This window comes from Saccharicrinis carchari (genome assembly GCF_900182605.1).
Lineage (GTDB): Bacteria > Bacteroidota > Bacteroidia > Bacteroidales > Marinilabiliaceae > Saccharicrinis > Saccharicrinis carchari.
Genome location: NZ_FXTB01000002.1, coordinates 393,550 through 408,028, shown reverse-complemented (window position 1 = coordinate 408,028; position 14,479 = coordinate 393,550). Strand labels below are relative to the sequence as shown.

The 14,479-nt window shown below is 42.5% G+C and carries 12 protein-coding genes; 5 read left to right on the top strand and 7 right to left on the bottom strand.

Going from position 1 to position 14,479, the window contains the following annotated elements:
- The first annotated feature begins 157 nt into the window (after positions 1–157).
- Entirely contained in the window at positions 158–1,393 is a 1,236-nt protein-coding gene (locus tag FN809_RS06105; RefSeq protein WP_142532605.1) for a bifunctional 3,4-dihydroxy-2-butanone-4-phosphate synthase/GTP cyclohydrolase II, read from the top strand.
- A gap of 2 nt (positions 1,394–1,395) precedes the next feature.
- Here FN809_RS06105 and FN809_RS06100 read toward each other — a convergent pair whose 3' ends face one another.
- Complete coding sequence (locus FN809_RS06100; RefSeq protein ID WP_142532604.1) at positions 1,396–2,466, bottom strand: anhydro-N-acetylmuramic acid kinase; 1,071 nt, start codon at positions 2,464–2,466, stop codon at positions 1,396–1,398.
- Between the two features lie 157 nt (positions 2,467–2,623).
- Here FN809_RS06100 and FN809_RS06095 point away from each other — a divergent pair, with 157 nt between their 5' ends.
- The 4 genes from FN809_RS06095 to fmt all read left to right on the top strand — a co-directional run bounded on the left by FN809_RS06095 (position 2,624) and on the right by fmt (position 6,648).
- Entirely contained in the window at positions 2,624–3,610 is a 987-nt protein-coding gene (locus tag FN809_RS06095) for a dihydroorotate dehydrogenase-like protein (RefSeq protein ID WP_142532603.1), read from the top strand.
- 123 nt (positions 3,611–3,733) lie between these two features.
- Positions 3,734–5,248 (top strand): DUF4301 family protein, encoded by a 1,515-nt coding sequence (locus FN809_RS06090; protein ID WP_142532602.1) that lies wholly within the window; start codon positions 3,734–3,736, stop codon positions 5,246–5,248.
- Positions 5,249–5,458: 210 nt separating this feature from the next.
- Positions 5,459–5,647 (top strand): DUF5522 domain-containing protein, encoded by a 189-nt coding sequence (locus FN809_RS06085; RefSeq protein WP_142532601.1) that lies wholly within the window; start codon positions 5,459–5,461, stop codon positions 5,645–5,647.
- Positions 5,648–5,670: 23 nt separating this feature from the next.
- A complete protein-coding gene (fmt, locus tag FN809_RS06080) occupies positions 5,671–6,648 on the top strand; it encodes a methionyl-tRNA formyltransferase (protein ID WP_246095483.1) in 978 nt (325 codons plus the stop codon).
- Positions 6,649–6,669: 21 nt separating this feature from the next.
- Here the strand turns inward: fmt and FN809_RS06075 are convergent, their stop codons facing one another.
- From FN809_RS06075 to FN809_RS06045, 6 genes are all read right to left on the bottom strand, one after another.
- Positions 6,670–8,010, bottom strand: coding sequence for a citrate synthase (locus FN809_RS06075; RefSeq protein ID WP_142532600.1), 1,341 nt, complete (start codon positions 8,008–8,010; stop codon positions 6,670–6,672).
- An 11-nt stretch (positions 8,011–8,021) separates the two neighbouring features.
- The gene (gene argH / locus FN809_RS06070; RefSeq protein ID WP_221929373.1) at positions 8,022–9,353 is read right to left on the bottom strand and encodes an argininosuccinate lyase; all 1,332 of its coding nucleotides are present in this window, start codon (positions 9,351–9,353) and stop codon (positions 8,022–8,024) included.
- Between the two features lie 314 nt (positions 9,354–9,667).
- A complete protein-coding gene (locus tag FN809_RS06065; protein WP_142532598.1) occupies positions 9,668–10,738 on the bottom strand; it encodes a M20 family metallo-hydrolase in 1,071 nt (356 codons plus the stop codon).
- Positions 10,739–11,091: 353 nt separating this feature from the next.
- The gene (gene argB, locus FN809_RS06060; RefSeq protein WP_142532597.1) at positions 11,092–11,868 is read right to left on the bottom strand and encodes an acetylglutamate kinase; all 777 of its coding nucleotides are present in this window, start codon (positions 11,866–11,868) and stop codon (positions 11,092–11,094) included.
- A gap of 281 nt (positions 11,869–12,149) precedes the next feature.
- Positions 12,150–13,097 (bottom strand): N-acetylornithine carbamoyltransferase, encoded by a 948-nt coding sequence (locus FN809_RS06050; RefSeq protein ID WP_142532596.1) that lies wholly within the window; start codon positions 13,095–13,097, stop codon positions 12,150–12,152.
- Positions 13,098–13,222: 125 nt separating this feature from the next.
- Positions 13,223–14,473, bottom strand: a complete 1,251-nt coding sequence (locus FN809_RS06045) for a glutamate-5-semialdehyde dehydrogenase (protein WP_142532595.1) — start codon at positions 14,471–14,473, stop codon at positions 13,223–13,225.
- Positions 14,474–14,479: the final 6 nt, after the last annotated feature.

Sequence of the window (14,479 nt, the reverse complement as noted above, 5' to 3'; positions counted from 1 at the left end):
TCCACAGAATAGTTAACACTGGCTTTCATTGAATGGCTTTTGGCATCTTTCAGCAGGATAATAAATCACTTTTATATTTTTGATTGTTGAGGCGGAAATATTTAATTAACTTTGCACATCTAAAAAAACAACTCTAAAGTAAATTATACTTGTTGCCATGAGTGATACATCATATCCGCTAAACACCATCGAAGAGGCTATTGAAGCTATAAAAAAAGGAGAATTAATCATTGTAGTTGACGATGAAGACAGAGAAAACGAGGGCGATTTTATTGCTGCTGCCGAACTAATTACTCCCGAAAAAGTAAACTTTATGGCCACTCATGGCAGGGGTTTAATCTGCACACCCATTACGGAAAAACGTTGTGAAGAATTGGACTTAGAGCTAATGGTAGGTAAAAACACGGCTCTGCATGCTACGCCCTTTACCGTTTCGGTGGATCTAATAGGACAAGGATGCACCACGGGCATCTCCGCATCGGACAGAGCCAAAACCATTTTGTCGCTTTGCGATAAAAAAACCCAGCCCGAAGACCTGGGACGTCCCGGACATATTTTCCCATTAAAATCGAAGCAAAAAGGTGTGCTGCGCAGAGCGGGACATACCGAAGCAGCTGTTGATTTGGCGCGCTTGGCCGGCCTGGCACCAGTTGGTGTTTTGGTAGAAATTATGAACGAAGATGGCACCATGGCACGCCTGCCCGAACTGCTTAAGATTGCCAAAAAATTTGACCTGAAAATAATTACCATCAAAGACTTAATTGCTTACAGGCTAAAAAAAGAAAGTCTGGTAATCAAGGGCGTTCAGGTGCATATGCCCACCCAATACGGCGACTTCCAGTTTATCCCTTTTAAACAAAAATCGAACGGACTGGAGCACATGGCACTAATAAAAGGCGAGTGGACGGCTGACGAACCTATTCTGGTGCGTGTACACTCCTCATGTGCCACAGGCGATATATTCCACTCTAAAAGATGTGAGTGTGGCGAACAGCTGCACAAAGCAATGCAGACCATCGAAGCCGATGGCAAAGGCGTTATTGTTTACATGAGCCAGGAGGGACGCGGCATTGGTCTGATGAACAAGATCAAAGCCTACAAACTTCAGGAAGAGGGCATGGATACGGTGGATGCCAATGTTGAACTGGGCTTTGATGCCGACGAAAGAGATTATGGTGTAGGCGCTCAGATATTGAGGGAGCTGGGTGTTTCAAAAATGAGACTCATCAGCAACAACCCCATTAAAAGAATTGGCTTAGAAGGATATGGCCTCCAAATTGTTGAAAATATACCCATCGAAGTAAAACCCAATCCTTACAACGAGTTTTATATGAAAACAAAAAAAGAGAAAATGGGCCATAATCTACATTTTTTTAAGTACGATAAAAAATAGGCTTAGTGGATAAAAACACTTCCGCCAATATTGTTTTTACTGGCACCTGTTACTGAAGCCAAACAATTAACCTGTTTGCTCATTCGCAAAACACCTAAAAAAGCAAATATAATTGCTTCCTTAAAATCAATTACCTGTTTATCGGGGATAATAAGCCCGGCTTTGCTATACCCGCCAATGAGCTGCATCAAATAATGGTTATAGGTTCCGCCTCCGGTAAACAGGCAGGATTTTACTTGTTGCTGGTTCAAAACTGCAGCTATTTGCCAAGCAAAATGATGGTAACAGGTAGCCAGTATATCCTTTTTATCTAAACTATCATAACTTTTTAAAATGGGCATAAAAGTAGTTTCTACCCACTCCCGTGCTAATGATTTTGGTGCAGGCCATCCGTAAAAGTCCAAACTATTTAATTCTTTCAGCAAACTACTGTCCACCTTTCCACCGGCTCCCAGCTGACCACTTTCATCATAAAGAACCCCAAATTCCTTTTGTACAATTTCGTTGATAACAATATTCACCGCACAAATATCAAAGGCAATGCGCTCTCCATTGCGTCCAAACGATATATTGGCAAAACCGCCCAGGTTTACACAGGCATCATATTTACCAAACAGCATACTATCGCCAATGGGAACCAAAGGAGCACCTTGTCCGCCCAAAGCAATGTCCAGGGTGCGAAAATCGGAAACAACCGGCATACCACACGCTGCCGCAATCTGCGCACCACATCCAATCTGAAAGGTAACGTTATTATCCGGCTCATGAAAAACCGTATGCCCATGCGATGCAACCAGGTCGATATCGCAATGCTCCCCCCTGAATTTCGCCACCTCATCACCAATAAATCTACCATAATTCCTATGCAACTCAACAAAAGAGTACGCATTGAGTTGGTGTGCCATGGCCAATTCATTTTTCATTTTATCCGGATACAACACCGTTGTACCTTTTAAAAATGCGTAATGCCACGCACCTTGCTGGCAGGTAAATTCGCATAACACCAAATCCAAGCCATCCAGTGAGGTTCCGCTCATTACGCCTACCGCTTTGTATGTATATTCTTCTTTCATCAATTGTTATAGATTACGTACATGCTATAAAAATACCTGACATTAATCGTGCTCCATCTATAAAATATTGCTTAAATTTCGATAGCATTAAAACGATAAGCATTCGTTATGCTTGTTTTTTATGAGCATTTTTAATAATCTTTTCAAATATAACATTATGCCAGATTTATCTACTTCGTATATGGGCCTTAAATTAAAAAGCCCTATTATCGCAGCCGCATCGGGGCTTACCAATTCTTTAGAGGATATTATTAAACTTGAAAAACATGGAGCCGGCGCAGTGGTGCTGAAATCGCTGTTTGAGGAAGAAATTGTTACCGACATGGATCACGATATGAACAAGATGCACTCGGAAAGTTATCTGTACCCCGAAACCATGGAGTTTTATGAAGATTATGACGTAGAGGACACCCTGACTAATTATTTAAAGTTGATTACCGAATGCAAGCAGCAGGTAAAAATACCCATTATTGCCAGCATCCATTGTGTTACCTCCCATAACTGGCCTTATTTTGCCAAGTCGCTCGAAGATGCAGGAGCCGATGCACTGGAACTTAATATCGCCATATTGCCCGACGATCCGGAACAATCCGGTTCCGAAGTGGAAAAAGTATATTTCGATATTATTAAAGCCGTTCAGAAGGAAGTATCTATCCCCATTTCTATTAAAATAAGTTCTTATTTCACTAACCTGGCTGGTACGCTCACCCGGCTTGCCGATACCGGCATCAAAGGCATTGTACTATTCAACAGGTTTTACTCACCTGATATTGACATCGAAAGTTTTGATATTGTGTCGGCGCCCAAACTGAGCTCACCTGGCGAATATGTATTGCCTCTGCGTTGGATAGCCATCATGAACCAACGCATTAACTGCGACCTATCGGCCACAACAGGCATCCACAACGGGGCTGCATTGATAAAAATGCTATTAGCAGGTGCTGCCTCGGTGCAGGTAGCCTCAACATTGTACAAAAACGGTTTTGCCCACCTCCAAACAATGCTCGACGAGCTAAAAAACTGGATGGTGAGCAAAGAATTTTCGCACCTGGATGAAATGCGAGGCATCCTAAGCCAATCTAAATCTATTCAGCCTGCCGGTTATTTACGAATACAGTTTATGAAGCATTTTGCCGAAAAATAAGAATGTTAGAAATTAAAACTTAGCAAATGTGTAATTTGATATCATAACAGGCCTGTTCAAGAAACATTTTGCATTAATACTACGTTTTTGTATCATTGCTTCCTAAAGTCAATTATATAACAGATGACACTTACTACAACAGATCTGGCTCAAATAAAAACCCTTGGGATTTTACCCGAAGACGTTGAGCTGCAATTGGAAAGATTTAAAAATGGTTTTCCGGATATTAAATTAAGCAGTATTGCTTCAGAAAACAAGGGCATAAAAATACTTTCGCAAGACGCACTTAATCATTATATCAACTTTTACCACACACATCTATCCGCCAAAAAACTGGTAAAATTTGTACCTGCTTCAGGGGCTGCCAGCCGGATGTTTAAGAGCCTATACAAGTACCTGGAAGATAGGGTGGACAAAGAAGATGAAGACATTAAACTATTCTTTAACCACATTAATAATTTTGCCTTTGCCGGAGAACTTTTTGCACTTTTAGGCGACGAAAAAGATCGTTTAATACAAAACCGCGATAAAAAAGTTATCGATACACTGCTGAATGAGAAAGGACTAAACTATGGCAGCTTGCCAAAAGCTTTGCTCACATTTCATCAGTACGCCGATGGGCAAACAACCAAGGCCATTGACGAGCATTTAATTGAAGGGGCGCAATACTGTTCCGATTCAGAAAATAAGGTGTGCCTGCACTTTACCGTTTCTGACGAACACATGGTTTTAATAAAAACGCATTTAAACAAGGTAAAAGGCAAATTTGAAAAGCGCTTTGGTAAAACCTTTGAGCTTACTTTTTCGGTGCAGGACAAAGCGACGGACACCTTGGCCGTGGACATGAACAATGAGCCCTTTAGATTAGACGACGGCAGCTTGCTTTTTCGTCCGGGTGGACATGGAGCACTCATCAAAAACCTCAACGATATAACTGCCGACATCGTATTTATTAAAAACATTGACAATGTAGCGGCCGAGTGGATGATAAAAGACACCGTAGACTATAAAAAGGCATTGGGTGGTTTATTGCTCGAAACACAAAGTGTATTGTTTGGGTACTGTAATCAGCTAAAAGATGCCCAGTATCTATCCGAAAGCACAGAACAGGAAATCATAAACTTTTTATACACTCGGCTTGGGTTCTGCGTACCGGAAAATTTTGGCAAGAAAACCGAACGCGATAAAATAGCCTACCTGTTTAACAAGCTGAATCGTCCTTTACGAATTTGTGGTGTGGTAAAAAGCAGCAATACAGGCGGAGGACCCTTTTGGGTAAGAGATGCCGACGGCGCATTATCGTTACAGTTGGTTGAAACGGCACAAGTAAATTTAAATGACCACACACAAGCCGAAATACTAAATGCCTCGGAATATGCCAACATAACCGATTTGGTATGTGGTGTAAAGGATTTTGAAAACAAAGCTTTTGAGCTACTCAACTATCGGGATTCGGATACCGGGTTTATTGCCGAAAAATCACAGAGTGGAAAAGCCCTCAAAGCGATGGAACTTCCCGGATTGTGGAACGGTGCTATGAGTGACTGGAATACCACTTTTGTGGAAGTGCCTATCACCACTTTTAATCCCGTAAAAACTGTATTGGATCTGTTAAACAAAGAACACCAAGGACACTAAACCACTGACTGACAATAAATACAGACTGCAAACTAACCTCCGAGTGCTCGGATATGGACGTGCGGTTTGATGTTCTATTGCAGGTCTGGTTATCTACTACAGGGTGTTTGAGTTAATTGGGAAAACCCTGGCATTGAATAAGATTTCTAATTCCAACCGTAACTTATTGTTACCTTTCAGCTTTCATCGGCTCACTTTTAACGAAAAAAAATGGATTATATAGACGATTACTACCCGCAAAAGCCTTTGGTTGAAGGAAGGGATTTTATAGTAGATCCGCGGGGCTTCCGCATTTTAACACGTAAATATCTTACCGAGAGAGGATATTGTTGTGGCAATGGTTGCATGAACTGTCCTTATTACCCCAGGCACCAAAAAGGAAACAGCAATTTACAATAGTAATCCCAAAACCGGACTTTATCATGACTATAAAAAAAGAAGACTTGAGGATTGTGTTTATGGGTACACCCGAATTTGCGGTGGAGAGCCTTAAAACACTAGTTGAAAACGACTACAATGTGGTAGGGGTAGTTACCGCAGCGGACAAGCCAGCCGGGCGTGGACAGAAAATTAAAACATCGCCTGTTAAAGACTATGCGGTAGCGCAAGGCATCAAGTTGCTACAGCCCGAAAAATTAAAAGCTGTATCTTTTTTGACGGAACTGGCAGACTTAAAAGCTCACCTGCAAGTAATTGTAGCCTTTAGGATGCTGCCGGAAGTAGTGTGGAAAATGCCAGCACTGGGCACCTTTAACCTACACGGTTCTTTACTTCCGCAATATCGTGGTGCAGCACCCATCAATTGGGCGGTTATCAACGGCGAAAAAGAAACCGGGGTAACTACTTTTTTCCTGCAGCACGAAATTGACACGGGCCATATTATCGAACAAAGAAAAATGCCCATAGGCCCCAATGATACTGCCGGAATAGTACACGACAAAATGATGGTATTGGGTGCCCAGTTAGTATTAGAAACGGTAAATAAAATATGCAAGGGTAAGGTTGAAACCAAAGCTCAGGATCAATTTGTTGGGTTGGAAGAAGTTTTAAAACCTGCGCCTAAAATTTTTAAGGAAGACTGCAAAATAAACTGGCATGAACCTATTGAACAGGTACACAATAAAATTAGAGGCTTAAGTCCCTACCCTACTGCCTATACAGAAATTATAAATCCAAAGGGCAAAAAAACAGGTCTCAAAATATTTGAGACCCAAATTCTACATAATTCTGAAAAACCGTTTGGCACTATTTATAGCGATAATAAATCGTCTGTTTTTATTGCAGGTAATGGCGGAACCTTAGCACTCCACTTGCTCCAATTGGCTGGAAAAAAACGTATGACTGCCAAAGAATTTCTGAACGGATTTAAAAATCTGAACGATTACAAATTAGATTTGTAGCATGGCAGGCATACGGCATAATTAACGCTCTTCCAGAGGCACATATTTTTTGCTGCTCATAACGCATTTGTAAGCCGGACGGATAATACGACGACTGGAAAAGGTGACCTCCTCGATGCGGTGTGCCGCCCACCCGGCAATGCGGGCAACGGCAAAAATGGGCGTGTAAATTTCTTTGGGTATCTTTATACAATCATATACAAAACCCGAATAAAAATCTACGTTGGCACATATTATCTTGGCATTTTCACCTTTGAAGGTGTAAAACACTTCGGGAGCCAACTCTTCTATCAGGGCGTACAAATTAAATTCATCCACCCTGTTTTTTTCCTCGGCCAGCTCGCGTGCTTTTTCTTTTAAAAGTACGGCACGAGGATCGGAGAGCGTATAAATAGCATGGCCAATACCGTATATTTTACCTGTACCATCAAAGGCTTCCTTCTTTAATAATTTCAACAGGTAATCCGACACTTCTTTTTTGTTGCTCCAGTCTTTTACATTTTCTTTAATATTCTGCATCATATCCATCACCTTAAGGTTAGCTCCACCATGGAGTCCACCTTTTAGCGATCCCAAAGCGGCAGCAATAGCCGAATAGGTATCTGTTTGGGCCGAACTGACAACACGTGTTGTAAAGGTTGAGTTGTTACCTCCCCCATGTTCGGCATGGATGACCAAGCACAAATCTAACAGGTCGGCTTCGAGCTTAGTGTATTCCTTTCCTTTAAGCATGTACAGGAAGTTCTCGGCCAAACTTAAATGCTTTTGAGGGTGACGTATAATCAATGATTTGCGCTGAAATGAGTGGCGCATACCATAATAAGCATAGGCCACAATTACCGGAAACTTGGCTATCAAACTAATGGCTTGTTTCATCAGGTTCTTGTCGCTGTAGTCCTCGGCATCGTCGTCGGCGGCATAAAGTCCGAGTACCGAACGCGCCAGCATGTTCATCACATCGCGGCCTCTGAGCGACAATATCATACTTTTAGAAAAAAAAGAGGGCAGTTCGCTTTTATGCGCCAGATATCCTGTAAAATCCATCAACTCGGTTGCGCTGGGCAGTTTACCGGTAAGCAACAGGTATGCGGTTTCCTCAAATCCGTGACGACCCGTTGAAAGAAAACCCTGTGCCAAATCTTTCAGTTCAATTCCCCGGTAATAAAGTTCACCTTCGCGTGGTATCAATTTGCCCTCGATATTATCGTAGCCCACCACATTTCCGATATGGGTAAGTCCGACCAATACACCCGAAAAGTCTTCATTTCGCAAGCCACGTTTAACGCCCATTTGTGAAAACAACTCTTTCTGTATTTCGCATGATTGCACGGCCATCCTGGCCAAATTTTCGAGTAATGCCATTTGTTATATTTTTATTTACTTAACGATTCAATTGCCTGACTAACCGCCGAAAAGTTGAAGGAATCAACCAGCGTGTCCATTTTTTGTTTTACCTGTGCATTGCACAGGTTTCCGATGGTTCCCTCGTGCGTGTGAGCAACGTTTAATTCAGGTTCAAAATTACCCTCTTCAATAAGCGCAGCCACCTGCTTGTAGGCATCCCGAAAAGGCACGCCCTGCAACACGAGTTTATTAACCTCCTCTACACTAAATGCATATTTGTACATCTCGTTGTTAAGCACATCCTTTTTTATCGTGATATTTTTCACAGCAAAAGTAGCCAAATCCAAACAACTGATTAGTTCGTCGAAAGCGGGTAAAAAAGTTTCTTTTATCAACTGCAGATCCCTAAAATATCCCGACGGCAAATTACCGGTTATCATGGCGATACTTTGAGGGAGCGATTGTAACTGGTTGCATTTGGCCCGGATGAGCTCAAATACATCGGGATTTTTTTTATGAGGCATAATGCTCGATCCTGTGGTTAATTCACCGGGTAAACTCAGAAAACCAAAATTCTGACTCATGTACAAACAAGCATCTGTAGCAAATTTACCCACGGTGTAGGCTACGGAACTCAAGGCCATGGCCACATTTTTTTCCGTTTTACCGCGGCCCAGCTGAGCATAAACCACGTTGTAGTTCATATTATCGAAACCAAGCAATTCGGTGGTTAACTGACGATTTAAGGGAAAGCTGCTCCCATAACCGGCGGCCGCTCCCAAAGGATTTTGGTTACTTATTTTCCATGCTGCCTTGAGCATGTACATGTCGTCGGTCAGGCTTTCGGCATAGGCACCCAACCACAAACCAAAAGAGGAAGGCATAGCTACCTGCAGATGGGTGTAACCAGGTATCAAAGCATCTTTATAATTTTCGCTTTGTGTTTGCAGCGCTTCAAAAAACTCTTTTACTGCCTCCACTACATGCTCAATCTTACTGCGAATAAACAGTTTTAAATCCAGCAAAACCTGATCATTGCGCGATCTTCCGCTATGTACTTTTTTGCCAACATCGCCCAATCGCTCCGTCAACATCATTTCCACCTGAGAGTGCACATCTTCAACACCCGCTTCAATTTTAAAAGAACCATTTACCGCCTCAGCATATATGTTTTTCAGTTCTGCCATTAATTGCTGAAGCTCCTCTTGCTGCAATAAACCAACGCTCTCCAGCATGGTGATGTGAGCCATTGTTCCCAACACATCAAAGGGAGCCAGATATAAATCCAGTTCTCTATCCTTACCCACCGTAAAGCTATCTACTTTATCGTTTACCTGTATTCCTTTGTCCCAAAGTTTCATGCGTATTATTTTTTCTCTATTGGCTTTTAATGCTTTCTATAATCTGTGATAGCAGACCTAAGAATAAAACTATCCATATTTCTTTCTCATGTATCTATCTATTTTGCATTAAAGCAACTAAGATGTATCTACCGCCTGGATAGTGGGTAAGAATTCTTAATTATGCGGCCTGTTTTTGTTATGGATGAGGCAAAAATATATTAATTAACTTATAAATTCAAATCGCACAGACGCTTTAATGACTTTGGTCACATTTTTTAACGTTCGTACAATGCTTAATCAGCCATGCGTATGGCATGTGATATGTACGAAGGTTAATATTGTATTTTTAAACCATTTAATAATTCATAATAAATCGCTATTCCCTCTTTAATTTCACTTAGTTTTATATATTCATCAGCTGTATGCGAGCGTCCAGAATGTCCCGGCCCCATCTTTAAGGTGGTAAAAGACATTAAAGCCTGATCCGATGTAGTTGGGGAGCCATAACAAGCTCTACCCATCTGCAAACCTTTTTGTACCACGGGGTGTTGCATCGGGATACAAGAACTATTTAACCTGGTGCTGCGGGGAGTTACCCTGCACTTTACCTGGCGTTGAATTATATCTACTACTTGTTTATTCGTGTACTTTTCGTTTACCCGCACATCTACCACAAAGGTACATGTATCGGGAACAACATTGTGCTGGGTGCCAGACTGTACCTGGGTCACGGTCATCTTTACCGGGCCAAATAAATCTGAAACTTCGGGGAATTGGTAAGTCCTGAACCACTCGATATCCTTAATTGCTTTATAAATAGCGTTTACTCCCTCGTTGCGTGCAGCATGGCCGGCTTTACCTATAGCCTCGCAATCCAATACCAACAATCCCTTTTCGGCTACAGCCATTTGCATCTCGGTAGGTTCACCTACGATACCCAAATCTATAGGCCCCAGTTCATCAAAAATCAGGGCTACCCCATTGGCTCCGGATATCTCTTCCTCAGCCGTGGCTGCATAAACCAGGTTGTAGGCTTGCTCTTGCTCTGCCAACAATAAAAAAGCAGCCAGCAGAGCTACCAATGGACCGCCTGCATCGTTACTGCCCAATCCGTATAAGATATCACCTTCGACGATGGGTTCAAAGGGAGGGTAAGTCCATTTAAACGACGGCTTTACTGTATCTAAATGTGAGTTGAGCAGAATAGTAGGCTTATTAGTATCCGGTTCCTTCGCCCAAACCCATAGGTTATTCTGTTTTCTATTCACCACCAATCCTTTTCTCTTTAAAAAACCCTCCATCAAATCGGCGGCCTTATCCTCCTGCCGGCTAAAGGACTCGATGGCAATGAGTTGCTTTAAAAGGTCGATGACTTCTAGGGTGTACTTTTCGATTTTACTCATACTTGTATTAAATAAGGTTGGGCTTAAGCCCGATGTTTATGCTTTGATTTACCCCGGGATAAGGCCCGGATCTACAAACTCAGCTAATTTGAATAAGGCTTTTCTTATAACCAGGCACCGCAATTACAGCTCTACTAGCGCCTGGGCAGGCTAGCTTTGGCGCTTGCTTAAATTTAGAGCAGCACGCGAAATGGCGTACATGCCTAGAAAGCCAAATCGGTTTTAACCAAAAGATAAATTCTATATTTCATTTGGCCAATCAGATGCTAAAACACTGTGAGAATCGCCATTAAAGTCTACAGCTTTTGGGTGATACTAAAAACCTGATGCTTGATACTTTTTTTAAAAAGCAACTACAAAACTAATACTGTACCTGCATTGAAGCCTTGCTTTAAACCTTCGGTATTGGTAATAATTACCTTTTCAACACCTTTATTAAGGGCATTAAATCCATTGTCCAATTTCGGTATCATTCCCTCTGCAATAACTCCACTTTGCTGGTATTGTTTAAAAAGGGGATGGCTTAGCTTATCAATCAGGGCATCATCATCATTCGGATTACTCAAAACACCTCTTTTCTCGAAGCAGTAAACCAGATTTACACGGTAGTGCTTTGCCAAGGCACCTGCCAACGCCGAAGCCATGGTGTCGGCATTTGTATTGAGCATATTGCCTAAGCCATCGTGCGTTAAGGGGGCAATTACCGGAACCACCTTTTTGTTGAGGAGCTCCATCAATTCTTCCACCTGAACAGATTCCACATCGCCCACATAACCGTAGTCGATATTTTTAACCGGCCGTTTTATTGCCTTTATCAAATTCAGATCGGCACCGGTAAGGCCTATGGCATTGGCTCCCTTGGCTTGCAAGGAGGCCACAATGTTTTTATTGACCAGCCCCGCATACACCATGGTTACCACCTTTAGGGTTTCCATATCGGTAATCCGGCGACCTTCCACCATTTTAGTTTCAATACCCAGTTGTTCGGCCACTTTGGTAGCCGATCGTCCACCACCGTGAACCAATACTTTAAGGCCGGGTAAGGCCACAAAATCATTGAGCAATTGCTGCAAGGATTCGGGTGTTTCTACTACTTTTCCACCTACCTTTATAATGCTTAGTTGTTGCATGGTTTTTTAATTAGTCAAATTCTTCGTAATAATACGAGTAGTCAATTCCTTTCAAACAGTGCATACGCTTTCGTTTTGCTTTTTCCGTCTATACTTTCGTCGCTGTATGTAAACCACTCAATAAATCGGCTTGCTTTTTTGCATGTAAATTCTACGCACAGAATAAATGTAACTTACACCATGGTTCTGTACGACAGTAAAAAGCCTCCCCAATTCAAGGGAGGGCTCTTCATTGCTTGCCTTGATGCAACATACAAAATAAAAATTGGCTATACTTGAAATTACAATCCCTCCAACATCCTTTTAATGACCGTTTGTGCCGAAACAACCCGGTTGGCGGCTTGTTGAACTACTATGGAATTTTTACTTTCAATAACGCCGTCGCTAACAATCATATTACGGCGTACCGGCAGGCAGTGCATAAACTTAGCACCGTTTGTAAGCGCCATTTTCTCTTCATCCACAGTCCAATCCTTGTCCTGAGACAGCACCTTACCGTAATTGTTAAACGACGACCAGTTTTTGGCATAGATAAAATCTGCATCCTTGAATGCTTTGCGCTGGTCGTATTCAATGCTTGCTCCCTCGGCAAATTCATTGGCCAGTTCATAACCTTTGGGATGGGTAATCACAAAATCCACCTCGGCTTTTTTCATCCATTCGGCAAAGGAATTGGCCACGGCCTGCGGCAATGCTCGTGGATGGGGCGCCCAGGTGAGCACTACCTTGGGACGTTCTTTTTGTTTATGCTCCTCAATGGTTATTAAATCGGCAAAAGCCTGCAGGGGGTGACGCGTGGCCGATTCTAAACTGATAACAGGAACACCTGAATATTGTATAAACTGGTTAATGACTTTTTCGCTGTAATCGTCGTCCTTGCTCTCAAAGGTAGCAAACGAGCGTACCCCTATCATATCGCAGTATTGACCAATTACCGGCACCGCTTCCTTAATATGTTCGGGCTTATCGCCGTCCATCACCACGCCCATTTCACTTTCTAATTTCCAACCATCTTTGTTTATATCGAGTACCATCACATTCATACCCATGTTCATGGCTGCCTTTTGCGTGCTCAGGCGTGTTCGCAAACTGGAGTTAAAAAACACCAATATAATGGTCTTATTCTCCCCTAATTGTTTAAATGCATAGGGGTTCTGTTTAATTTCAAATGCATCTTTTAAGGCTTGTTTTAAATCGCCTATATCGTCAACTTGCAAATATCGTTTCATCGAATTTATTGTATCAAGTAGTGAGTAATGAGTAATGAGTAATGAGTAATGAGTATCAAGACAAAAAAGAAATTAAGGAACGGTTCTTATTGGCGCGATGTAAATAAAGAACCGTTCCTTTAGTGCTACGCGGGGCGTATATTTCCATTACCGCGCACCAGCCATTTATAGCTGGTAAGCTCGCGCAAGGCCATGGGGCCACGGGCATGAAGCTTTTGGGTGCTGATACCTATTTCGGCGCCCAATCCAAACTGCGCTCCGTCGGTAAAGGCAGTAGAGGCATTAGCATAAACCGCTGCTGCATCCACCTCGTTTAAAAAGCGGGCTATGGTTTCGGCATCTTCGGCAATGATGGCTTCGCTGTGCTTTGAACTGTATTTATAGATATGATCGAGTGCCTCATCCAGACTCTCTACCGTTTTAATGCTCATTTTATGCGAGAGAAATTCTGTTCCGTAGGATTCTTCGTTTGCTTTTAGTAGCAGCTCATCGGGATACTTACCTTGCAGCCCGGCAAAGGCTCTTTCGTCGGCAAAAATCTCCACCCCAAACTTTTTCATACCTTCCACCAATTGTGGCAGGTTGGATAGCTGACTTTTATGCAGCACTAAACAATCCAACGCATTGCAAACACTGCACCTCCTCGTTTTTGCATTCACCACTATCTCACTTGCTTTTTTTACATCTGCCGATGCATCTACATAAGTATGAACAATGCCGGCACCGGTTTCAATAACAGGGATGTTGGCATTCTGTCGTACCGAATCAATGAGGTTCTGAGAACCGCGAGGAATCAGAATATCCACAAAACCCACGGCGTTCATTAACTCCGTGGCGGCCGACCTGTCGGGAGGTAAAAGTTGCAAGAGTTCGGTATTTAAGCCTTGCTGTTGTAGCACTTGGTGTATCAATTTGGCAATGGCTTTATTAGAATATTGGGCATCACTGCCTCCTTTTAGCACACAAGCGTTACCACTCTGCATACACAAGGCAAACACATCGAATGTTACATTGGGGCGTGCCTCGTAAATTACCCCTACAACACCAAGCGGAACACGCACTTTTTGTAAATTCATTCCGTTGTCGAGTGTTTTCTCTTCCACTATTTCACCTACCGGAAAGGGCAGACGAGCCACATTTTTAATATCTGCCGCAATAGCACGGATACGATCGCCAGTCAGCTTAAGACGATCGTATTTGGGATCGTCTTTATCCATTCTTTCCAAATCCTTTTGGTTAGCCGCCAGAAGATCAGGAATATTTTTTTCGGCCTGCTCTGCCAATTTATTTAGGAGCGCCGCAATATCATCTTTTTTTATCAAGGAGCAAGCGCGGGCAGCCTCCTTTACTTTTTCGAATTGATGTAAGCACTGCATGTATCA